Raw genomic sequence first — 23,512 nt, forward strand, 5'->3', positions numbered from 1 at the left:
CGTTCTCATTCATAATCCAGCCGCAGACGCAACAGGGCCGGGTTGTCCCGCGGGTTCATGTACGGTTTCCCCCGCGCACGGTCTGACGCCTGCTGTCCCGCCAGCGCCTGTTGCTGTGCCTCACTCAGCCAGTAAGTGAACTGATTCGCACCACCGTACACAACAGCGCGTCCCGCGCTGACCATTCGTTGTTCCGGCTGCAGCACGCCATCCTCCACCCCCGTCAGCAGGGCACTCTGCATCACCATCATGCTGTCACGTCCTGCCACTGAAGCGGCAGAGGTCACCGCACCACCGTCACCACATCCCAGCAGATTCAGCTTCAGCGCATAACGCGTCATGATGCCTTCCGTACTTTTTTGTAACGGCAGCTCCACCTCATTTGTCTCCAGCGTGCACGGGGATGACAACAGCGCACCACTGACTGTCAGCATCCCGATACGGCCATTGCGCTCATTCACCCACTGGTGACGGGTCTCATCTGCCACAAAAAAGTTATCCCGTATGACAAGCTCATCTGCCCGCAGCACACTGTTCATGCTGCAGCTCACCAGCAGCGCAGCCAGACAGAGCCCTGTTGTTGTCCTGTTCATCTCCGGCTCCTGTTACTGCACGCTTATTTCTTCACCGCTGTACAGCGGTCTCCGCTGCAGCTGAACTGCAGCACCGGACGTCCGCCGTAGTCATTGATATAGCTCAGGTATGGCGTGCTGTATGTTCCGGATTTCACCGTCTGTGTGGACTTCGGTGCCAGCATCACAGCCTCAAACTCGCCTTCCTTCGCCTGTTTTTCACTGCCGCCAAGGCCAATCACCGTCACGTAATACGGCGTCGGGTTTTCAATCCGGTAACCTCCGCTGGTTTTGTTCAGCACCAACTGGTCCTGCCAGACAGCATTGGGTTTTGCCTCAATGGCTTTCGGGCGGTAAAACAGCTTGATTTTGGTCTGCAGGGCTATCTGCAGCACATTCGCCTTATCACTTTTCGGCGGGATTTCACGAAGATTGAAGTAGAACAGGGATTCCCGGTCCTGTGGCAGTTTGCTGATATCCGGGGTGCTGGCCAGACGGACCATACTTCTGGCTCCCGGCTCAAGACGCTGCACCGGCGGAGTGACCACAATCGGTCCGGTGGTGATTTTTTCCTGCTTCTCATTCTCTATCCATGCCTGCGCCAGATACGGAAGCTGTTTGTTATCATTGGCCACATTCAGCGTCATCGATTTCTCACCGCCATTAAAAATCGCACGCGTACGATCCAGGGAGATGGCAGCCTGGGCTGCCGGTACTGCGCTCAGGCACGCTACCGCCATCAGCGTTTTTTTCAGCGCCGGTTTCATTTTCAGCATCTTTTCTTCTCTCAGTTCTGGTTCCGGTGTCGTCTGTGGTGCAACACCGTCCACTTATCGATTTATGCCTGTACGGGGTTACTGACTGCCGGCCGGTGAAGATGACCGGCAGTCCAGCCCCTCGTTTCGTCAGTTCGCCTTACGGCAGGGCAGCAGCAGTTGCTGTGCCGGGTCCAGATTTTTCGGGATATCCACCACACACTGTGTCCGGCCGTCCCAGCCGACATTCAGGGTTTCACCCGGATTCACCCCGCTCAGCCAGGCCAGACCGCTGTCTGCCACCATCCCCAGTTCACGGCCTTTTGCGTTTGTCACACTGGCACCAAACGGTGGATGACTGTTATCTGCCAGACGCAGTACGGCAAACAGACGACTTCCTTTCAGGACCTCAAACGCCCTGTAACCAATGGCCCCTTCCGTCAGGACCGATTCCACTACCGAGCGGGTGGCTTCCATATCATCCGGCAGTTTGTTCAGGTCCACTGACGTGGTGTTGCGGTAATAGCTGCTCACATCCGTCACCACACCAATTCCCCACCGGTTGGTGGAGACCCGGCCGCCGTCGACAGGCACGCCTCCGACACCATCGGTGTCCACCAACAGCCGGGTTCCTCCGTTCATGCCCCCTGCATGCAGGGCCGCGCCTTTCGCGGTTATCGTTGCACCACCGGATGCGCTCATACCGAATGACGTGTAACCGTTCTCCACGGCAGAGAAGTTCGCTGACAGGTTGGCCAGCGGACTGCTGTGGTTGTAGTACGCGCTCATCTGACTCTGCGATGGCTGACCACCGCCACTGCTCACCCCGGCGTTCAGGCTGTAACTGCTCAGCCCTTTGTTCAGCGTGTCGCTGTACCCCACGGTGTTGGTGTAACGGTCATTGCTCATGCTGCCGCTGTAGCTGGCCGTACCGGTTCCCCACGGCACGGACAGACGCACAAATGCCGAATCGTTATCCCGGTTCTGGTATTTCGAACGGGATGCGGACAGCCCCAGGGAAATGTTTTTAAACCCGAAGGCATCGAAGTAACGGTTCACCGACAGCGTGTAATAGTCAGATGTCCGGCGGTCCCAGTAGGTCTGATGGCTGTACTGCAGGTTGACCGAGGTCTTCCAGTCCTCGAAGTTCTTGTTGAGCGTGACGGTGTACAGCTCCTTCTCACGTCCCGTGAAGTCATTCCGGTAACGGGCATTGAGGTACTGGTCCATCGTCATGTAATTGCGTTCAGAGAAGCGGTAACCCGCAAAGGTGATATCCGCATTCACGTCATCAAAACGTTTGGAGTAGCTCAGACGCCAGGATTTCCCCTGTTTCGTCTCTTCTCCCGGAATGCGGGCCACGGACTGGGTCACGTCAGCAGATACCGTACCGAACTCATTCAGGTCACGGCCCAGACCCACTGCCAGGGCGTTGTAATCCCCGGCAACGATACCGCCACCGTAAAGTGACCACTTGTTACTGATACCCCAGGATGCCTCACCGGCAGCAAAGACCGGGCCTTCCGTGGTGTGCTCGTAGTTACGCGAACGACCGGAAACCAGCTTGTAACGTATCTGGCCCGGACGGGTCAGATACGGCACATATGCCGTGTCCACCTGGAACGTTTTTTTCCGCCCGTCCTGCTCGATAACCTCAACATCCAGTCGACCACGCACGGAGCTGTCCAGGTCCTGAATGGTGAACGGACCTGCCGGCACGGTGGAGTCATAGAGGATGCGTCCCTGCTGCGAAATCACGACGCGCGCATTCGTGTCCGCAATCCCTGAGACCTGCGGTGCATAACCGCGCAGTTTTGGCGGCAGCATGCGGTCATCACTTTCCAGGCTGGCACCGGTATAGCGCCAGGAGCTGAAAATCTCAGAATTGATGTAGTTCTCACCCAGAGTGAGGTTGGCGCGCCAGCGCGGGATGGCGCGGTACATGTAGAAACGGCTCCAGGTGAACTGACTGTCCGTCCCCTGCGCACTGCCGGTGGTGTGATTCAGGTTGCCCTGATAGTCCGCACGCAGACGCCAGGCACCGAAGTTGGCACCCGCAGTCCCGTTATAGCTCAGTGACTGTGACTGCTTTCCCTTGTGCGGCTTGTTCACCGTCCCGTTGATGTTGTAGTCAAACAACAGCCCCGGAATACCGTTATCCCAGCGGGACGGCGGCAGCCAGGAGGCATCGGAATATTCCAGCCAGGCCTGCGGCATATTAATGTACAGCATCCCTTCTGCCGGATTCGGGCGTATCTCCACCCCCGGTAACTGGCTGAAGTCTGCACACTGCCCGTTATTCCAGTACGTCACTTTTTCCTGTGATGCAGGCGTCAGCCCCATCAGCCTGACCACCTCCGGCGTCAGGCAGGCCTGCGGTAACGGCTTCTTTCCGTCTGCGCCGGAAGCCGGCGGCTCCAGAAATGTCACCGGAAACGCCGACGGTGAAATCCCCTGGTCATTCACCATAATTTCCATCTGGTACTGCCCGGGCATGATATAACCCGCCTGGGAGAACCGGGACAAATCAATATTCTGTCTGTCTGCTGCATCCAGAACATCTGTATTAAAGTCGACGGCATAAGCCGGTACGCCGGCCAGAGAAAGCAACAGCGCATATGTAATGCCGTTAACAGCAAAAGAGGTATTATTTTTCATTATCAGCCACCACCTTTAATACAGACTGCTCCCGGAAATAAAGACAAAGCATCCCCCTCCTGCATACAGGATTTAATTTCAGTTCCTCTGCCGGAATAGTTAATTAAATACCGGGAAGCTGCCGTCTGTTACCGGTTGTTATCTCTGTTCACTCTGTTATTTATTCGTAATCCACTTTAAATCGTAATGCGGCATAATAATCTCCCGCCTTTAACGGCTGACCATTACGGACAACCCGCAGGGTATAATCCAGACCCTCTTCATTTCCGTTCAGTAATAACGGCGGCATCACTTTACCGACACGGGCCGGATAACCCTGGTTATCCAGTATCTGCAGATTGATACCTTCCGCCTGACCGACAACCGAGAATTTATCCGGGGTTTCGCCCTGCAGACCATCAAAGGTCACCCGGACACGGCTCGCCGTATAAACCCGTTTGCCTGTTCCCGCCAGCTCACAGTTACGCAACCGCAGACGGAATTTCTTTTCAGGACCAGCGAAACTGTCCTGTAAATCACGAACCGGGGTCTCCCCCATGTCAATCGCCTGCCAGGTGTCTTCCATGGCCAGCGTGCAGGCCGGAGCAATCACCTGCCCCTTAAAACTTGCCCGGCCATGCCACCAGACATGCTCCTCTCCCCAGTACTCCGGCAAAGTCATCCCCGGCGGCGGAAAGGAGGGCGATGGCGCAGCCTGAGCCGCTGCACACAAGAAAAATGTTACCGAAAGGATCATGCGCCAGAACATGCAGTATTCCTTATTCTTTACCGGTAATCGCAGGGGCTGACGCCCCTGCTTATCTGACGGTTAAAAACCGGAGAGGATGAATTACTGATAAGTCAGATTGAAGTTAGCTACAGCGGTGAAGTCACCTTCTTTCACAGTGCCGCCGGTAGCTTTTTTAACCCAGGAAGAATAATTCAGAATATTATCACCTGTTTTCAGTTTCTGGGCTGCACCTGCCGTACCAAAAGAAACCAGCTTGCCATCCTGACCAGAAATCACGACAGCAGTACCGGTATCACCGGCAGTGCCAAGTTCCGTTTGAGCGCCAGCAATAGTCGCGCCACTAAAGGTTACTGCAACTGATTTATCTGGTTCGCAGTTAACCAGTTTGATGCTCAGATTTTTCTTCACAGAAATGCCATCGGCATTCAGATGAGATTTAGAAATCTGGCCAAAATCAATGGACTGATCAGCAGATTCCGGAGCAATGCCACACGGTGCATTAATTACAGTACCTTTGAAGTTAACAACACCCTGTCCCTGATTTGCAGTATTTGCAGCGCCCTGTGCCGGAGCTGCAGCATGAGCACCAAAAGAAACCAGAGTCGCCGCGACTGCAGCAGCCATAACTGTTTTAATCATACGCATTATAAAACTCCATTACATTGTATTTATAAAAAACTCCAGCATGCTGATATACTGGTATTAATCCACTTTCACCAAGTGGATTAATATTAATTATCAACAACGGGGGCTGATTCATTACATATAATAAGGCATCATCTGAGACACAGATTTACTGATGCGCTGAATTCGCCCAAGAGTTGTTGATAAATACCCTGGAGAAACATTGTGTCTTTCACATGATTCTTTGCGGGTAAAACCCAGAACCAGAAAATCCCTGAGTGCCTGAATCACTTTATCACTATATACAGGCGATATTTCCACAAGTAACCAGAAGTGAATTTCATGCACCTGACCGGGCATTAATTCCCCTTTCCGCCTTCTGCATAAAAGACGTGACTCATCATATTCCTGCAGTTTTATCACCAAATAAAACGCTCCTCCTCTGTACCTGAATAAAAAGGTCCCGTTCTTTTCGCAAAAAATACTACCACAGACGATTATTTTGGAAATATTTGAATTTACGATCTTTTACACCACTACAAGCACAATATCCAGCACACACAAACAATAACACAATAAAAATTAGTCAATGACTCCAGTATTACAGCTGTTTTGCAACATAAAAGATCGTGGTTAACAGGTATCTCAGATTTTATTGCTTATTTCACTAAAAGCATAAAATATGAAATAAGTCAAAAAACAATTCACAAAAAAGAGGAATACGCAAAGAACAAAAATATTAACTATGGTTATTATAGTGTGCGCATATTAATTTTTTTATAACACGGGCAAGAAAAACAGATTTATCAGCAACGCTGATTACACAAAAAGATAATATATACACAAGGAGTTAATCACATAGTATTACACCCATTCCTGTAACAATATGGCTGATGCGCTGGATATAAAAAGCCAGCCCAAGGGCTGGCACAGACAGAAAAATATTCAGTATCAGACGACAATCCGTTCCTGAAATTGACGCAGACGATATGACCAGTTACCCAGGTAATGTCCGGGCGTCAGCAGCACCCGGCGTCGCTCATTACACAGTGAGTTGCCAATCACCACTTCTCCGGCCACACCACACAGCGACAGTTGTATATACGCCATGCCAGCTGCCAGCGGGTCAATATCCGTTGCCGACACCCACATCCTGCGGTATGCCGGATACCCCGAACGGTTCAGGGTGTCAGCCACAGCCAGAACCATACTGCCGGCACCACAGGCAGGTTCACTGAGCGTGATAAAGGGTTTGTTCTCAAACAACGCTTTCACATTCCCCAGTTGCATCTGTGCCATCATGCTGGCCACGCTCCAGGGCGTGAAAAACTGGCCCCGGTATTTATCCCCCAGTTCCAGCTGCATGAACACGCTGCCCAGAAAGTCACAGAATCCCTGCTCCAGCCCCTCAATGACATGAGCAAGCAAATGCGCAATATTGATAACATCCTGCTTTTCATAACCACTGACGATTCGCAGGTACTTCTGCTCCCGTGCCTCACTGAACTGAAGACGGTTCTCCAGGGCAATCACACTGCAGCTGGCAAAGTCCTCAAACAGCTTATGGCGTCTGTGATAACGGGCGGTCTGATTAAACAGCGAAATAAATGCTTTCTGATGGTCGATAAAGGTGGCCATGTGTTTCTCCGTAAAAAAACAGGGAACACATGGCCCCGGGGAGGAACAGGTGTTCCCCTTCGTGCTGAAATGAAAGATGACAGGAAAAAGCGGGTGCCACGAATGTAACACCCTGAGGTTAATTACTGGCCTGAAGCCAGCGGAACCGGTAAAGGCGCGGCTTCTGTCTGTTCTTCAGTGCGCTCCTCCACCAGATACAGCCGGGGCTGAGGAAGTGTTTCCCTGCCCGGCCATTCGGCCTGCGGGTCACTGTCCGTATGTTCACCACCGTCATAACAGTTGTAACCCTGTATGCCCCTGACAGGCTCGCTGTACCAGTGCCGTATCTCACAGTCGAACACCTTCGAGATTTCACCAACCAGCTCACCTGAAGGCGGATACCAGGGCGTGTCAGTCAGCAGCACCAGACTGCTCATCTCATCACGCACCCAGCGGACATTGTGACCTGATGGCCACTCCACACCGTATATCCGACTGTAAAGGCTGGTCGTGGTGGAAATGCCCTGCAGCAGTCCACCGGAACCGTTCAGCTCTGTGGCCAGACGGGAGGGTATGACCATCAGCATGTCACAGGGCTGCGCCTGCTCCGGGTAATCCGACAGCCGGCTCCAGCAGGCCTCGGCATCAATGTGTTCACTCAGTCCGACCAGGCCAAACCAGTCAGAATACTGGCAGTGCATTAACGCGGTGATTATCTCCCGGGCATTATCCGGCAGATTCCCCCAGCGGACAGCGCCAATACATGACTGGTGATAAAGGCGGTCAATGCTCTTTATCGTCTCTTCATCCAGTACGGCATCTTTTACCAGCAGCCCCAGCCACTGTTCAAATGCCTGGTTAGCAGGAGATGACAACCCCGTACCGTGACGAACCAGCGCCGGATATGGCGGATACTGCGTCGTCCGGGTGGGTTTCACCAGTCCTGCACAACCGGCCAGAAACAGCTGTATACTCTGCTGTATGGCATGGCGGTAACGCGGTGTCTCACATCCTTCAATCCACTGCGTCAGCACATCCAGGCAGACTGACTTACCGGTAATTTCAAAACGATTCTGGCACCATTCAGACATGGTTTACGCTCCTCTTTTATCTGTCAGATGTAAAAAGAGGGCACTGTCCCGTGAGGAACAATGCCCTCACGGGATGAATGGCGGTCGGGTTACCCCCTCCGCCAGCAGTTCAGATTATGCGACCCGCGCCTGCGAAGCCCGCTGCATCAGTAAATACTCTGATGCTTCGCGTGCCTGCCGACAGGCGCGAAACAGCGCTTTTTTGTCAGACTTCAGGACCTTAAGCCATCCGTCAATATAACTTTCATGCTGTACGTCACCGGCAATTCCCAGATGTGCGCACAGAAAAGCACAGCCCATCTCGGCAATCAGCTCCTCGAACGCATATTCTGGGCTCTTACGACCGACAAAAGAGCTTATCCCGGTTCGCCGCAGACGCTTTTCATGACCAGTACTGTGTACCATTTCATGCAGCAGCGTGGCCCAGTAATCGGCCACTGAATCAAACTGTGACGACAGAGGCATCACGATACGGTCAGTGTCAGGCCGGTAGAATGCCCTGTCCTGTGGAAGCGACGAAACACTGACGCCACTGCCATTCAGTACCGGCAGCACCCGCTCACTGATGGTATCAGCCAGCAGTACATCTGCTCTGCCTTCCGCCTTCACCATCAGATGCTCAGGTAAACCGTCGCACTGTCCCACATTAAACAGAGGATTCGCTTTCAGTACCGGTACCGTTTCCATGAGCGGTTCCCCCTTACGGTCCGTCAGCCGGTTACCGTGCTCATCCACAGCCTGTCTTTTCCAGTCTTTGTAAATCACCGCCAGCGTGGCCACTTCCCCCTTACGGACATGACCACCCAGTTGTTGCGCCTGACGGTACGTCAGCCAGTGATTGCTGGCGTATCCGGCTTCATCCGCAGTCAGCCACAACAGCAGGACATTCACTCCCGTATAAGGCTTCCTGGTCAGGGCGTTTACCGGCATCATCTCCAGCACTCCCGCGCCGTTACGCGCAGAATGCCAGGGGCGTTTCCAGGGTGGAACTCCATTTTCAATGGCCGTCACAATCCTGTCGGTCACCAGTTGATACAGGTCACGTTCCGGCGCTTTGTTCGCGGCACGTGAAGTATGTTTTTTCGTTTTCATAAGAGCACGCTCCATAAAAAAGATGCACGCTCCCCGTACGGTGAGCATGCACCGTACGGTTAAATTAATAACGAAAATCAGACTGGCCGGACTTACCACAACGCCAGCATCACCAGTGAACGACGCTCAAAATCAAACGTCTTCAGCGTATCGCTGACCCACGCTTTTACGTCATTCACGTCATACCAGTAGTCATCAGCATAGTCTTCACCCCGTAAACGCGAGTTTCTGACATAAGGAAACAGCCTGTGGCAGTTCCCCGGCGTCAGCATACTGAGGTCACGCAATAATGCAGCCAGTGACCGGCGTGTTACCGGGAAAGTATGCTGCTCATCTGAAGCATCAGTATGATTAAGGAACCATGTCAGAAGCGGCATCACCTTACGGAAAGCCCCCACTTCCTGATGCTCCTGTGTTTCCACAACGGCACCATTCTGATGGTTATCACGAGCCATAAAGTAAATATCGAGTCCCATAACAATTCTCCTGAATAACGCAGGAACTCTCCCCACAGGGATATGTCCCTGCCGGGTTATATGAATGACGGAATACGTGATGACGTTATTCCGGGTAAATGAAAAGAAACAACGGCGTTCTGTCAGTGCCCACCGGTAAGTGCACGCAGCCAGTAAAGCTGATATTCAGCCTCTTCCAGTGCTGACCAGTCATCCGGGGATAACTGTCGCCCCTGACCGGACAAAAACTGCAGCAGCAAACGGTCAAATGCATCTCCCCTTACCGGGGTGGTTAATACAGACTCCGGAGCAGAAAAATTCTCATGTCCCAGGAATCGTTTTATCCATTTCAGCGGCAGTGACCAGCTGGCACCACCGGCAGTGGAATGAATGCGGAAACAATCCGGACACAGATTGTGCAGCAGCACAAACACCGTACGGGCAAAGAAATCCCCCGGCTGGCGTCCGAAATTCAGCTCCTTAAGCACCAGAATGTTCTGTCGATGCTCCCGTTCAATGGTGACATTCACCGACCACAGCCCGTCTGCAGACCGGCTGTAAAACGCCAGTGTATCCGTTACCGGAAACAACTCAGATGCCCGGGTCAGGGAGCCGAAATACGCATTCTGCGGCCGTAACGCCTCCGGCAACTGCCAGAAGGTTTCTGTTACGGCCAGAACAAAAGCATGCCACTGCTTTTCCGGTATTGTGGCAACCTGCTCAAGGGTATATACCGCCGGCTCACGGGTCGGACGTGAAGATAATTCAGACATGGAACATTCCTCATGGTCAGATTAAAAATAAACAACGGGGAATGCTTTCCTGACGGAGAGCACACCCCGTCAGGGTCAGGTTATGAACTACATCATGTCGTGCCGGGCAAAACAGGCATCCGCCCCGGCCGTCAGCTTTCCGGTACTGATACTGTCAGTCCAGATTTCATGATTAATTTCACGCCCCAGCGCCATCAGACTGTCAAGCGCCTGACGGGCCTGAACTCCCGGAGCAGGAATGTTCTCCTGCTCCAGGTCATACAGCAGCCAGCCCGGCGCCTCACCGGTATCCCACAGTTGCACGTATACCAGTGAAGGCTCCGTCTCATCATCCGGCTCCGGGGTAATACCCAGCCGTTGCCAGGCACGTAACCGCATCAGCTCACCTTCCAGTTGGCTGATATGCGCCAGCAGAGCAGACTGCGTCTGCAACGCTGAATAATGAACAAGTAAGGGTGAATACATAATGACCTCCGTCTGTTCAGGAAGTCCTGTCCCTGACGGAACAAAACTCCCGTCAGGGAAAACACCGGCGCAGACACACGGTGCAGTAAGTAAAAGAAAGACCGTTCAGTCTGCACCGGAAAAGTCGACACAGGCCTGCTTCAGGATGCCGGCTACACGTTGATTCAGACATTCAGTCCAGCCATCGTTCCATCCACGCTCCCATGGATTACAGACATCGTTACAGCCGTTCTTCCATGTCTTCCATACCTCCATCTCCATGACAGCCCCCAGCCTGTGGCCTTTCGCACGTATATGCCACAGAAACGGCCGGAAAAGTCCTGATTTCAGTTGGTCACCACCGCTTTCGTAGCCCAGATGACGTGCAATACCTTTAAGATATTCAAATGCTTCATTCTGCATTCCAGCCGCCTTTGCCAGCGAGCTGTACGCATCACGAAGTATCGTCATACCTTCCAGTTGATACTCACACCACGCACGGACAGCCGACACGGGTGCGATTACCCGAAGAATGGTGCAGACACGCCATACAACAACGTAAAGGAGTATTAACAGACTATTCATGTGTTCACCTCAGAGACAAAAAATCACGGGAACACATCTCCCCTGCGGGAAGCGTGTTCCCGACAGGGTAATAAATGATAAATCAGCAGGGCTGTACGACGCTTTCATCCATCAGCCTGCAGACCAAACCGGTAACGCAGGGTGGTCAGTTGTTCCGCCATACGGCAGGCAGCATGCCAGGTCCTGCGACGGGATATCCGCCCGGTAAACCGGTTCAGACAAATGACCTCACGCGGTAACGGCTGATACCAGCCAGTGTACTCGTTGCGGTGCATTCCCTGCCGGTAGTACAGACAGGGTGTCCAGACACCGCCACGACGGAACATACAGACCCGGACGCTCAGATTGCCGGCCGGATTGGTGTACCAGCGACTGCAATATGACAGGTTATTGCGGGAAAAAAACACCCGCAACTGAGCCGTCATTCGCCGGAAAAAAGAAGAGATGCCCGGTTCAGGGCACAAAATAAACGTTGACATAAAGACTCCTGTAAAAAGAAACGGGAGTCTTCGCCCCGACGGACAAAAACACCCGTCAGGGGATGGAGGCATCACAACAACGCTGATGCTCCGGTTCGGTAATAATGAATCAGACAGCCCTGCACGACACTTTTATCGTCGCCAGTGCAATCGCCGTTCTCCTGGCTGTCCGGTATGCTGAACGATACGAAGAAAAATATCCGGGGATATAGTACTGCACCTTTGGTACTGATTTACGGGCATCATGACATTCCCGCACCAGCACAGCACAATGGTACACACTGCCATCAAACCAGACATCCGGGCAATATTCTCGTTGCCCTGTCAACGACAGATACCAGCGGGTACGCAATACAGTTGCCCGCAGTTGCGGAAAAGCCACAAGAATGCGCCGACAGACAGATCGAAAAGAATACCAGGGAGCCAGCAGCTCCTGAACAAAAGAAGATAACGGCATCATGTACCTCCACAGTAAAACCGGAGATACAATCACCATACGGGAATGTATCTCCCGCACGGGTTAAGTATAAAAGACCTCAATCACTGTTCCGTGATATCCGTTTCCAGAGGTTAAACGGATGTACCACCCTCCAAGGCGTCCCCTTTCAGGCTACGGAGACATTACGATCACCCGAAGGCGCTTTTCTCAGATCGTCAAAGCATTGGCTGGTAGTCGCCCGAAGGCTCCCCTCTCAGACTATCGGGGATTTGGATGGTTATCCGAAGATAACTGTAGTCACCCGAAGGCGTTTCTCTCAGACTACCGAAACATTGGATGGTCACCCGAAGGTGACAAAGTTAGCCTGTACATTTTTAAGTCACAAAAGATGAATGTCAAGTTATTCAACATCGACCCAAAGAGGAATATTATGCGTTCCCTTAACCGGTTCTCCCAAAGGAAAAACACAGGTACCTTTCATCAGTATTTTTCTTCCCGCCCGTCTGACATCACAGTCAAAATCTCCCACCACGTCAAAATAATCCGCAATCGACTCACAGATGTCCCATTCATCATAGATGCTCCATTTATCTGCTGTTCCTTCACATTCAAACTCAGCCAGATATCCGGAATCAATATATCGCACCAGGTAGTGTGACCACAAAGGCGAATCTTTTGTAATCTCCTTTACAGAGATTATTTTCATTGAAATAGTACAATCCATGATATTTACCCGCACAAAATCGATATAAGTTATTACTCATAGCCTAATAACTGACAATAAACCTGTTCAATATATCGCCCTCTGCCATCGCCATGACCAAGATCAATTGATGTCAGTGCAAGTGCCTCCTTATAACTGTAACCATTCATAATATGATATTTCATGGCACTTGCGGCGTAACTGTACCGAAAACTGTGTGCGGTCTCATCTCCGCCTTTCAGTTCTCCATAACGTCGTAACGTATTAAGATAATAATCCATTGCCGACTTAAGATTATCTCTGTCTATCAGACGTTCATTATGTTCACTGGCATATTTGAGTGCATAATTAACAGCATCAAGAACTTTATCCCGGTCAACAACCGTTGTCATTCTTTCCCGTCCTCCTTTCGTACCAAAAATCACTCTTATTTTTTCATCTCCCCGCTGTAATGCTTTTTTCCACGTCCGTAACGATTTGGCCGACTGGACAGCTTCTTCATTTCTCAGACCGAGATAACGTGACAGTTTAGCAACAGCTGCCACACCTTTATCTTTTGCTTCCACGCGCTGAAGAATTTCCCGAAAACGCTCATCCGTAATTAATTTCTTTGTACCTTTACGGCTTCCTCCAGAAATACCTAACGCCTTATTACTGAGACGGGGATGTTCAGGATCTGCCATTTTATGTTTACCGGCCTGACGTAACATAACCCGTATTGCAGACATTTCATTCTCTCTGGTCCGCTTTGAAACGTCACTCCTGCTGTTCATATATAATTCAATATGCCGCACTTTTACCTGTGCAGCAGAACTGATCTGTATATTCAGTTTAGCCAGTCTTTCCGCAAACCGGTGCATGATCCGGGAATAGTCACTCAGCTTCTTGAAACTCCCCCGGTCTTTCCGGATATGAGCAACCAAATCCTGTTTCAGTAATTTTTCACGTCTGGACACAGATACCTCCTCTTTGTCTTAAACAGCTGTACGTACAGCAGATGAATTTTGCTGTTGTGCCGTGAACACAACAGCAAAATTCATCTGCATTCTCCCTGGCGACACGGTTAAGCGTTGCGATCCTTCGGGTAATGAGTGCCTGAGCGCCAGGGTAGCGCAGACTGTTTAGGTATTGAGGGGTAACAAACCGGTGTTGCACACCGACTGCAGCATTCGCTGTACCTGTTTCCAGGTCGCCCCCGATACCACCCCTAATAAGTGGTATCGCCGGTTCGGCATCTCACTACATAAAACTCCTTAAAAAACAATAAAATTCTGCAAGAAGAACGGCCGATGAACGTTGTTCACGGTATCGTCTGTACGTTTGCAGAGAAGGTTGAAAAAACACTCTCACGTCTGGTCACTTCTTCAAATGTTAAAAAACATCCCGTGACGCGACGGTTTGTGCGGGTTCGTAAAGCAGACGCGCATGCGTCACTTTGTCATCGTTACACGCCGACAAAAGTGACGCCGCGCAGCTTTAAACTCCACATACGCACGCAAGCGGCCAGATTTCAGATGGCCTTATGCAGTGCGTACAGTCGTAAGAAGCCCGGGGCGAATGCCCGAACAGATTAAAGACGTCAGTTCGTTCAGACATGTCTCTGAAAGACTTAACGTATTGATATGCAGGCGTGATAAGCCTGTAAGTAAAGAATCATGGCATCTGCAGGATGCCTGCATAGAACAACTGGCCTCAGGCCAGCACGACCTCAATCACGGTTCCGTGATATCCGTTCCCAGAGGTTAAACGGATGTACCGCCACGTAAGGCGTTCTCTTCCAAGCTACGAGAACATTACGATCACCCGAAGGCGCTTCTCTCAGATCGTTAAAGCATTGGCTGGTAGCCGCCCGAAGGCTCCCCTCTCAGACTACTGGGGATTTGGATGGTCGCATACAGCGACATTAAAGCGGGAAAAGATTAACAAGATGGGCTTTTATATGTCAATAGTCTCATAGAAACGTCTGTCCATAAAATAAAAAGGCCGGGGTTAACCAGCCTGAGCATTAATATTCCGTAGATACAAAATAATCATTTACTCTCTATTTTTCTGTCTTTCCATATGTCAGGTTTAATATCCATCTTATCAATAGATACTGGGAGAAATGAAATATCGCAACGTTTCAATAACTCAGCAACTTTTCTGTCTCGTTCGATTCGTTCCTCTTTATTATGTGAACCATCATTAAGCTCTATGACACAAACAATTCTTTTTGTTTTTTTGTACACAAGTACATAATCCATTGCCATCGAAGCATAGATACTAAAAAACCGCCTTCTTTCCTCCTCAGTAAATTGCTTATTATTTTTAGCCTTAAAATCAACCAATTGCCCTAAAGACACCTGACAATTTATGTAACAAATGTCACCAAACCACTCAGTTAATTTCAACAAATACTTATTTTCAGGATCAGTGCATAAATATGGCCCACGTTTTCTTTCAAGGAAAATTTGCGAATTCATCATCCCCCAGAATATTTCATCTTTTCCCTCCCAGCGGGGATTTCTGTATACCTTATTATCTCTTTCATATTTTTCAACATTACTATTTGCTTTCTGGAAATCGTTATTACGATTTTCACGGTAATAACTCACATGTTTATCTTTTACATATTTTTTACCGCTACCATATACAAGACCGATAAAAAAACCTACTACAAAAATAACAATATAGTCCATAAAATCAAACCATCTCCATTTACAGATTACTTTTCGATGCAATATGCGGGACCAGCATCAGATATTTTTTTGCCAATTGAAGAACAATATTCTGCTGTTTTAGACAGCTCCCACCGCCGACCAAAATCAAAAGAAAAAGCGACCAGCGCAACAATTAACAATCCGAGGACAATTTTCTTTAACATAAACACGATCTCATCATCAATTAACGAATTTTCCCTTCAGCAACATCTTTAATATTCAACATCAGTTTCCTGAGACTTTCACTATTCAGTCTTTTATCCGATGGCGATTTAAACGTAATATATAATTTACTTCCCGCCCCATTCTTTTCCACTTCAATAGTCAGATGATCATAATCGTCCCAGTTTTGACCCATTTTATAATAACTACCGGGCATAACCTCCCATACAGGGTTCTGTTCAAGTATTGCTGATGCCGCCCATTCCCCACTGGTGTTTTTTTTGCGGATAGCTTCAATTTCATCGAAAGATATAAACTCGTAATAACGTTTAAGGCGAGCAGCAGCTGTATCAACATCAACGGGTACTGAATATTCCTGCGTTCTGGATTTTGTCGCCGGTTTTTGCACCTGACTTAAAACCGGCATTCCATTTGAATCCGCAGACGATGAGTTTCCACGCAATGCCCCCGTTAAAGCAAAAGCACCATCACTAATTTGCTTGTTAACCGAAGCAATTTCATCAACAGAACAGGCAGTTAACGCCAGGCATGAAACACAAACCAATAACAATTTTTTACTCAACATTTACACCTCCTTTTGAGACATTTATCGGTAGATTCTGTATGGTTTTTCACCTATATTTATACAAAAATGGCTTATAGTTTGAACATTAAATTCATCACATAGGACTGAAAATTAGGAGTTTTTCTTATGAAAACGACTAACAAAGCCGCTTATCTCAGAGGACAACGGTTTGCCATTCAGTGGAAACGACTCGTAAGAACGCTTCGTCAGTGGGACAACTTCTGGGTTCATGCGGCCAGAAAAAGGCATCTGCCAGCCTGGACTGGACGGCTTCCGCTGGCTATTGGATTAACCGGAATTGTGGTTTGTGCACTCTTCAGTATCACGGCAGTTCTCGGGTGTCTGGCGTTTACATGGGCTGTTGCATACATTCTTCGATGTGTTGGTGCCGGATTTAATACACAATGTGATAGTCTTGAAAAGAGGCATGACTTGAATTTTGAGTACGAAGGAGAACAATGGAAGCGTCCTATATGGAGAGAAGAATGGGAGCGTCCTATATGGAGAGAACAATGGGAGCGCGATGGAAATTAATTAAAAACATAAAATCGGGGATTTCAGAGTATCCTTCAATCCCCTGATTTAATATTTACCGCGCTGGAATTATTTTTGCTTATTCAATTTTTGACCTACCGAGCCTACTGTTTGGCCTGTTGAGCCTGCTGACGTGCCCCCAGACATCCCCCGCAACCCAGCATCCTGCAACATATTAACAGCACTGCCTCCTGATGCCTGAACTTGTCTAGAACCATCTCCCATACTTTGAGTCATCGCTCCTCCAATATACACCCCGGTCCAGGATAATGCCCCCATCCAGACCGCCGGTAAAATCAGGAACATACTGCCCATCACCAGATTCATAATCAGGTCATCTGAGGTATTCTGAAATCCTGCCATATTGAAACGGCTGTGCGTTCCCGAACTGTACAGCGCTGTAAACATCCATGAATCCAGCCATCGTGCCAGCTCCCACCAGAACGTCAGGAAATTAGTCGCAAAAATCACAAACGTCAGTGTAATCACCGTCTTTATCTCGTACGCCGCAAACGCCAGAATCAGCGGTAACATCACGTAAATAGCCATCAACAGGATCCCCTGTACCATGGGTAATGCCTGTCGCATCGCATCCAGGGCCGGAAACGCCGCCAGACTCCCCAGCGCCACGCCCCCTGTTGAGAACACGCGGGTCACCGCATTATCCAGCGACAAATCCGCATTCCCGCCATAACCAGCATAGGCTCTGCCACCATGTGACACTGTCATATTCACTGGACTGACCAGACGGCGTATCACCGCTTCTTCATACTCCTTGCCTGTATTCCCGATCATTTTCATCGTCGCTGACAGACGCAGCCACATACCGGGATCGGCCTGTTTCATCACCCGGCTTTTCAGCCCGACATCCGCCTCACTCCACCACTCATTACAGGTCGGGTAACCACCACGACCAGTATTCGGGCGTCCACTGTCACGGGATGTATTCCACGGAAACGCACTTCTCGGCATCTTTGACTGCAGCTCATTGTAATAACGCGACTGGAATGTCCTGCTGCCAATCCACTCAATATCCCGCAGCGTATTTTTATCCGTTGTCATTCCCTGATCCTGGTGCTTCCAGCTGTACAGCGCCAGTGAGTAGCAGTCATTGGTGAAATCCTGCAGTTCTTCAATCAGCGCCTTATTGTTGATTCGGGTATGCTGAACCTCAAAACGCATCTGTCGCATATCCGGCGAACAGGGAATGGATGCCACGGCAGCCTGAGTCACCCCTTTTGAAAGTTTGTGCACCATCAGCCACCACAGCGGGATCTGCGCCGTTTTACCGTCCATGCTGGAAATCACACCGGCATACCCGGTCTTATCCGGCGCCTTCGGCGTCCATGTCCCACACTGCTTCGCACGGTTGCCGTCATACTCAATAGTCCCCAGACTGACATTGACCAGCGGCACACAGCAACTGATAATCACAAAGAATCCCATGTACAGCGCATGTTCAATACGGGGCAGCGAGAGCAGCCCCTTATTCCCCTCATCCTCCCCTTCTTCCCTGACCCGCAACCAGATCCCAATAACCTTAAATACCAGTGGCAGTGCAAACAGCCCGGTTCCCAGCAGCACATCCCACAGGCCATTATTAATCAGCCAGCCCAGCAGGGTCAGAAAATATTCAAGATAGCTGTTTGTTGTCATCATCAGCCTCCCTGCGCCTTCAGCAGCGCGTATTCACAGACCAGAATAAACGCCACACTGGCGCAACAGATACGTATCAGTGGCTGGCGGTATTCCGCCCGGAATCCCGGCGCATGCGCGATACGCCAGATCCCCCAGCCCAGCAGGATATAAATGCACAGACGCCAGAGCAGCCAGCCAGAACGGTGAGCCCGCATCCACGTACTGAATGCGGCAGTTCCTTCCGGATGACGAATGGCCATATCCGCAATGAACAGCGCCACCACCATAAATGCCAGCAGGATACCGCCTGTGAGCAGCACCGCTTTCAGACGCTGACGGGCGTTACGTTTATTCATCTTCATCTGCTCCCTGCTCCAGTTGATTAATTCGGGTATCAGAGCTGTCTGCACTTTCCGTCTGCGGGTTAACGCCAACTCGCTGATTCTCACGTTCAATAATGGTCAGCACGCTGTTGCGGGCCAGTTCACGCTTCAGTTCCATCTCGTTTTTCAGCGCGGCAATCTCCCGGTCCAGCGCCTCAATACGGCGCTCCCCGTCAGCAACAGCACGAGGCTGTTCTGTTGCATTTGGTTCCGACATCCCCGTCATAATCATCCTGCGCATCAGCAGTGCTGTCTCCACCGTATCCGCCATGGCCAGTTCGCCAGCCAGACGCCCGGTCAGTGCGGCATTATCCGGATCCCGTTGCAGCGCCTTAATCACTCCGGCCGTTACCGTCAGACTGCCGGACCGGAGTCTGGCCAGATTTGCTGCTGTCGGTTTTTCCGTGCCATTAACTAGCTTCACCAGTTGCTCCGTATTCACTTTTACGGCCTCTTCCAGCATCGGGGCAAACCCCGTTCCGGCAACAGAGGTCCCCGGCTGCTGATCTTCATCCCCGCTGGTACACTCCGTTGCATTCACACAGGTCCGCATGGAACGATCGCCCAGTACTTTCACCACCGCCTTTGCCGCCTCTTCAGCATTGCTGAACTTACTGCAGACACTTCCGGTACAACTGGCTGCACTGATCGTGGATGTACTGGTGACCGGCAGGTTATTCATCATGTTAAACCCCGCTGCTGCCAGATCATGTGTGGGACGAATAGCTGGCTGTCCGGCACCACCACGACTCTGTCCGCCAATCCAGGTACTCCCTTTTTTTCCGGTCATTTTCTGTGCTTTATTGTCGGCGCTGACAGCATCCGCTTCACCACTGTTAACCAGTGACTTGTACTCCTCCATAACCGCAGCCTGTGTCCACTTGCTGCTGTCCGAGAACTCCATCATGCGCTTCGCCATGTTCTGACAGTTCAGCTGTGCCTTGTCGAACGCCACATTTGCCTGTAACACCCCGTTAGTCAGGGCGTCATACAACCCCGGATTAGCCCGCTGGATAACCATCGCCGGCAGGCTGGCCACCGCGCCCGTTGCCCCCTGTATCACATCCCCCATCAGGTTTTTAAAACCGTCCGTCACCCCGTTCAGCTGATTACCCACCGTGGTTTTCAGGTCAAAGTTGCCGCACATCAGGTTGCTGCTCCAGCCAATATCCACCCCGAGCTTCTTCATGTTGCTCCGGGTCGCCGGCTGAGATATCACTGACCCGCCTCCCAGGGTGTAAAACAGTTTGTCCGAAATGGCACCATCAATGGATTTCCCGTACCCGATGGCACTGTCATTCACCTGTGGCAGGGAGAGGCCGAACGTACTGCGTTCATTCTCCGCCGCACCGGCCATTGTGCTGCAGGCCAGCATGACCGCCAGTGCCACGATGTTTGTCAGTTGTGGTTTATGCTTCATGATTTGCTTTCCTCTAAAAATTCGTACTGCCCAGGAATTTCTGGCCCCGCTTTTTGCAGCAACTGTAGGGACGCCACAGAGCAAACGCGGCATTACCGTCCTCCGGCGCGGCATGACTGCCATCCGGGAATACGGCGCAGGATGAAGAAACGGAAGGAGTCAGTCGCTGCCATTTGTGATTACGGGTGCCGGTGTTTTCTTCCACCGCATCCGGTGGCCAGTAGCCATCCTTTTTTCGGCCTTTCAGCGACTGATAAACGTGAGGTTCTCCGGTGCGGGTGATGATATCCGCCACCCGCTGGGCCACCAGGGCTGCCGCTTTGTCATCATCGGTCTGGCTGACAAAACCGGAACGGGGGTAGATATTTCCCCACATGTCCGCATTGCGCTGATTCCCCAGCTCCCGTCTGCCGGGTATCATGGCTTCGGGATACAGGGATTCAGGCATGCCGGTACGCCAGGCAAGGCTGTCCAGCGTGCTGAGAAAATAAGGCCTCAGTGGCGTGGCAGCAGACTCACACGAATACCCGGGAATGCTGCCCCCGATAAGCAACGTTGCCGGATGCCCCAGCGCATCCGCGTATTTGAAACGGATGGCAGATTTACGCTGCCCCGGCGATTTCATATCAGCCGGGTTTCCCCCGCCAGCAGACAGCCCGGCAATCCCGCTGCTGATGGCGTTCTCCACACCGCCGGATGTCTGACTGACCAGAGCCATTTCCCGCCAGGGATTACCGCCCGGTGCGGTATAGGTGGACACCACTGCTTCAGGAATAAAATGTGAGACCTTCACGGACGTTCTGACCCGACACCCCGACCAGGAGCAGTGCAGCCAGTAACAGATACCGCTGACCCGCCAGCTGATGCAGCTCTGAGAAATGGCACCGGCCACTATCTGTGCCGTATTCAGGGAAGCGTCAGCCACAGAAACGGTCGCCATACACAGCAGCAGAGCACCGGCATAACGTCGTGTTCGCAGCCCCGTCATGGCTGACCTCCCTGACTCCGGAGTCGTTCAGCCTGTGCCACATCGGTGGTGCCGTACACCACTTCCCGGTCATCGAACACCACCGCCGGATATTTTTTAAGCCCCAGCGACCAGGCGTGGGTCACATGGCGATAACGTTCTGCAAGGTCAGCCTGTGCAGGCTGCCATTCAGGAGACTGCATGTGTTCACGAACAGCTGCCTCAGCGGCTTCGGGGTCAGCCGGCAACGGACCAAAAAAAGCATCCTGCAGTTGCTGTGGCCCGTCGAGCAACACAACCTGTACATCAGGGGGTGGATTAACCGGCAGATGTGCCGAATCGGTATAAACGGTAGTGCCGGCAACTGATATCACCGGCAGGGTAAGAAAGGAATACAACAGCTTCCGGTACATGGAATGACTCCGTCAGACAATACATACCTGACAGCGTGCGCAGAACCAGAATTGAGGTCACCAATAAATTCAAAACCGGAAACTGAAAATTTCTCAGGCTTTCCTGACCAAATCCATTTTTATTATGCTCTGGGGTATCTGAACAGACAGAGATACTTCCTTTATGTTAAAGATAATGAAACAACACAAATTCGCTTTTCTTCTCACTGCATTGCTGAGCACTTTCTTTCTCAACCTGTTTCAGCCGGACGCTGCAGGTTACAATCTGAATGCAGTGCTGCAGATTGTGGCAGGCGTTAATCTGCTGCAACGTCGCTATCAGGTCGTTTCATTTATTGTGCTGCTGATAATTTTTGTCACCACACACTGGTTGCACACTACCAGCGCCATGACACAACTGTACTACTGGAGTTATCTGGTCTTTTTCCTCACCCTGTCCGTGATTGTATTCCGACAGGTGATTTTCTCTGCCCGGATAAACACAGAGTCTGTCTGTGCCGCACTGAGCGGCTTTTTACTGATTGGCTATATGGGATTTTTCATGTTCTCAGCAATAGAAAACCACATGCCTGGCGCGTTCCGGGGACTGTCGCATGATGAGCTGCAGATGATGAATGAGCTCTTCTATTATTCTTTCATCAGTATTCTGACTGTGGGTTATGGCGATATTGTGGCCGTCAGCTGGCCGGCCCGTAATGCCACCATTCTGGTTATTCTCACTGGCTATATTTACTCACTGGTTTTTATTGCCCGCATTGTCAGTGGATTTTCAGTATCAGACAAATAATCCCCTGCGTCAGTCCCTGATATCACAGACAGAACTGAACTCACGACGTCTGAAGCTGTCACAAGTAAGTCGTATACGGCCAGGATACACACCGTACATCCTGAATACATTAACGTTATGTGGGTGGCAGCAGCCCCTGCTTCCCGCCCGGCAACTAAGGTCGGTCAGGGCTGCAGCCATTGTTCAATATCTGATTGTATAACCTGTAAACATGACTTTGATATCTGCAAAATTAACAACCCGCGCCCTTCTGGCTTTATCCTTATTCTTCGTTGCCAGCCTGCCCGGACAGGCTGCTGTCACCGTCACTGAAGGCAGACAGTACACAAAGCTCGATAACCCGGTAAAAGAAGCGCCGCCGGTCGTGGAATTTTTCTCATTCTACTGCCCCGCCTGCAGCAGCTTCTACAGCCCTTACCAGGTCAGTAAAAATATTGAAAACATACTGCCTGAAGGGGGGAAAGTTGAAAAATACCATGCCAGTTTTATGGGGGCGATGGGAAAACAGCTTACTGAAGCCTGGTCCATTGCCAGGGCACTGGGTGTGGAAGACAAAGTGGAAGGCCCCCTGTTTGAAGCCGTTCTGAAAGAGCGCTCGGTAAAAAGCGAAGACGATATCAGGGCGGTATTCATTCAGGCCGGCGTGGATGCCGGTGAATTTGATGCCGCCAGAAACAGCTTTATGGTAAAAACGATGACTGCCCGCCAGGAACAGGCTGCTGAGGAATTTGGTCTTACCGGAACGCCGGCTTTTTATGTCAACGGTAAGTACCAGATTAAAAACAACGGTATTAAAGACGGCTCCACAGAAGGCTACGGAAAGGAATTTGCTGAAGTGGTGCGTCAGTTGATGATGACAAATCCCTGACGTATTCCGGTCGTTATATCCGCTCTGCCTGTTCCGGA

Annotated in this window: 27 protein-coding genes; 2 read left to right on the forward strand and 25 right to left on the reverse strand. The window is 50.9% G+C overall.

Annotation, left to right across the window (positions count from 1 at the left end):
- Positions 1 to 5: 5 nt before the first annotated feature.
- From FEM44_RS04880 to FEM44_RS05015, 25 genes are all read right to left on the reverse strand, one after another.
- A complete protein-coding gene (locus FEM44_RS04880) occupies positions 6 to 593 on the reverse strand; it encodes a pilus-assembly fibrillin subunit (protein ID WP_135523619.1) in 588 nt (195 codons plus the stop codon).
- Positions 594 to 616: 23 nt separating this feature from the next.
- The gene (locus FEM44_RS04885; protein ID WP_033555943.1) at positions 617 to 1,348 is read right to left on the reverse strand and encodes a fimbrial biogenesis chaperone; all 732 of its coding nucleotides are present in this window, start codon (positions 1,346 to 1,348) and stop codon (positions 617 to 619) included.
- 129 nt (positions 1,349 to 1,477) lie between these two features.
- Entirely contained in the window at positions 1,478 to 3,985 is a 2,508-nt protein-coding gene (locus FEM44_RS04890; protein ID WP_138158882.1) for a fimbria/pilus outer membrane usher protein, read from the reverse strand.
- Between the two features lie 160 nt (positions 3,986 to 4,145).
- The gene (locus FEM44_RS04895) at positions 4,146 to 4,733 is read right to left on the reverse strand and encodes a fimbrial protein (RefSeq protein ID WP_135524104.1); all 588 of its coding nucleotides are present in this window, start codon (positions 4,731 to 4,733) and stop codon (positions 4,146 to 4,148) included.
- Between the two features lie 81 nt (positions 4,734 to 4,814).
- Entirely contained in the window at positions 4,815 to 5,360 is a 546-nt protein-coding gene (locus FEM44_RS04900; protein ID WP_135524185.1) for a fimbrial protein, read from the reverse strand.
- Between the two features lie 114 nt (positions 5,361 to 5,474).
- Complete coding sequence (locus tag FEM44_RS04905) at positions 5,475 to 5,762, reverse strand: adhesin biosynthesis transcription regulatory family protein (RefSeq protein WP_339379013.1); 288 nt, start codon at positions 5,760 to 5,762, stop codon at positions 5,475 to 5,477.
- A gap of 528 nt (positions 5,763 to 6,290) precedes the next feature.
- Positions 6,291 to 6,977, reverse strand: a complete 687-nt coding sequence (locus FEM44_RS04910) for an N-6 DNA methylase (RefSeq protein WP_138158884.1) — start codon at positions 6,975 to 6,977, stop codon at positions 6,291 to 6,293.
- A 122-nt stretch (positions 6,978 to 7,099) separates the two neighbouring features.
- Positions 7,100 to 8,047 (reverse strand): DUF1281 domain-containing protein, encoded by a 948-nt coding sequence (locus tag FEM44_RS04915; RefSeq protein ID WP_135524106.1) that lies wholly within the window; start codon positions 8,045 to 8,047, stop codon positions 7,100 to 7,102.
- A 114-nt stretch (positions 8,048 to 8,161) separates the two neighbouring features.
- On the reverse strand, positions 8,162 to 9,139 hold the full coding sequence (locus FEM44_RS04920) for an ArdC family protein (protein WP_135524107.1): 978 nt from the start codon (positions 9,137 to 9,139) through the stop codon (positions 8,162 to 8,164).
- Between the two features lie 92 nt (positions 9,140 to 9,231).
- Complete coding sequence (locus FEM44_RS04925; RefSeq protein WP_135524108.1) at positions 9,232 to 9,615, reverse strand: hypothetical protein; 384 nt, start codon at positions 9,613 to 9,615, stop codon at positions 9,232 to 9,234.
- Between the two features lie 122 nt (positions 9,616 to 9,737).
- Positions 9,738 to 10,367, reverse strand: coding sequence for a hypothetical protein (locus FEM44_RS04930; RefSeq protein WP_135524109.1), 630 nt, complete (start codon positions 10,365 to 10,367; stop codon positions 9,738 to 9,740).
- Positions 10,368 to 10,454: 87 nt separating this feature from the next.
- The gene (locus FEM44_RS04935; protein WP_135524110.1) at positions 10,455 to 10,832 is read right to left on the reverse strand and encodes a hypothetical protein; all 378 of its coding nucleotides are present in this window, start codon (positions 10,830 to 10,832) and stop codon (positions 10,455 to 10,457) included.
- Between the two features lie 105 nt (positions 10,833 to 10,937).
- Positions 10,938 to 11,396, reverse strand: a complete 459-nt coding sequence (locus tag FEM44_RS04940; protein WP_135524111.1) for a hypothetical protein — start codon at positions 11,394 to 11,396, stop codon at positions 10,938 to 10,940.
- A gap of 104 nt (positions 11,397 to 11,500) precedes the next feature.
- Complete coding sequence (locus tag FEM44_RS04945; protein WP_135524112.1) at positions 11,501 to 11,875, reverse strand: hypothetical protein; 375 nt, start codon at positions 11,873 to 11,875, stop codon at positions 11,501 to 11,503.
- A 109-nt stretch (positions 11,876 to 11,984) separates the two neighbouring features.
- A complete protein-coding gene (locus FEM44_RS25100) occupies positions 11,985 to 12,335 on the reverse strand; it encodes a hypothetical protein (RefSeq protein WP_128972544.1) in 351 nt (116 codons plus the stop codon).
- Positions 12,336 to 12,714: 379 nt separating this feature from the next.
- Positions 12,715 to 13,038: a hypothetical protein gene (locus tag FEM44_RS04955; RefSeq protein WP_240726918.1), complete on the reverse strand. Its 324-nt coding sequence runs from the start codon at positions 13,036 to 13,038 to the stop codon at positions 12,715 to 12,717.
- Positions 13,039 to 13,070: 32 nt separating this feature from the next.
- Complete coding sequence (locus tag FEM44_RS04960; protein ID WP_135524114.1) at positions 13,071 to 13,973, reverse strand: integrase domain-containing protein; 903 nt, start codon at positions 13,971 to 13,973, stop codon at positions 13,071 to 13,073.
- A gap of 1,074 nt (positions 13,974 to 15,047) precedes the next feature.
- A complete protein-coding gene (locus tag FEM44_RS04975; RefSeq protein WP_138158886.1) occupies positions 15,048 to 15,695 on the reverse strand; it encodes a DUF2726 domain-containing protein in 648 nt (215 codons plus the stop codon).
- Between the two features lie 26 nt (positions 15,696 to 15,721).
- Complete coding sequence (locus tag FEM44_RS04980) at positions 15,722 to 15,880, reverse strand: ABC transporter ATP-binding protein (RefSeq protein ID WP_138158888.1); 159 nt, start codon at positions 15,878 to 15,880, stop codon at positions 15,722 to 15,724.
- Between the two features lie 20 nt (positions 15,881 to 15,900).
- On the reverse strand, positions 15,901 to 16,464 hold the full coding sequence (locus FEM44_RS04985; protein WP_135524116.1) for a hypothetical protein: 564 nt from the start codon (positions 16,462 to 16,464) through the stop codon (positions 15,901 to 15,903).
- Positions 16,465 to 17,067: 603 nt separating this feature from the next.
- The gene (locus FEM44_RS04995; RefSeq protein ID WP_240731802.1) at positions 17,068 to 18,654 is read right to left on the reverse strand and encodes a conjugal transfer protein TraG N-terminal domain-containing protein; all 1,587 of its coding nucleotides are present in this window, start codon (positions 18,652 to 18,654) and stop codon (positions 17,068 to 17,070) included.
- 2 nt (positions 18,655 to 18,656) lie between these two features.
- A complete protein-coding gene (locus FEM44_RS05000; RefSeq protein WP_001422118.1) occupies positions 18,657 to 18,992 on the reverse strand; it encodes a hypothetical protein in 336 nt (111 codons plus the stop codon).
- On the reverse strand, positions 18,985 to 20,439 hold the full coding sequence (locus FEM44_RS05005) for an integrating conjugative element protein (protein ID WP_138158890.1): 1,455 nt from the start codon (positions 20,437 to 20,439) through the stop codon (positions 18,985 to 18,987). The genes FEM44_RS05000 and FEM44_RS05005 overlap by 8 nt, the downstream gene beginning before the upstream one ends.
- A gap of 13 nt (positions 20,440 to 20,452) precedes the next feature.
- Complete coding sequence (locus FEM44_RS05010) at positions 20,453 to 21,427, reverse strand: TIGR03756 family integrating conjugative element protein (protein WP_138158892.1); 975 nt, start codon at positions 21,425 to 21,427, stop codon at positions 20,453 to 20,455.
- Entirely contained in the window at positions 21,424 to 21,819 is a 396-nt protein-coding gene (locus FEM44_RS05015; protein ID WP_135524125.1) for a TIGR03757 family integrating conjugative element protein, read from the reverse strand. The genes FEM44_RS05010 and FEM44_RS05015 overlap by 4 nt, the downstream gene beginning before the upstream one ends.
- 163 nt (positions 21,820 to 21,982) lie before the next feature.
- On the opposite strand from FEM44_RS05015, the gene FEM44_RS05020 reads away from it, so the two are divergent.
- On the forward strand, positions 21,983 to 22,606 hold the full coding sequence (locus tag FEM44_RS05020) for a potassium channel family protein (RefSeq protein ID WP_135524126.1): 624 nt from the start codon (positions 21,983 to 21,985) through the stop codon (positions 22,604 to 22,606).
- A gap of 211 nt (positions 22,607 to 22,817) precedes the next feature.
- Complete coding sequence (locus FEM44_RS05025; RefSeq protein ID WP_135524127.1) at positions 22,818 to 23,474, forward strand: DsbA family protein; 657 nt, start codon at positions 22,818 to 22,820, stop codon at positions 23,472 to 23,474.
- Positions 23,475 to 23,512: the final 38 nt, after the last annotated feature.

The sequence above is a fragment of the Escherichia sp. E4742 genome (assembly GCF_005843885.1).
Classification (GTDB): Bacteria; Pseudomonadota; Gammaproteobacteria; order Enterobacterales; family Enterobacteriaceae; genus Escherichia.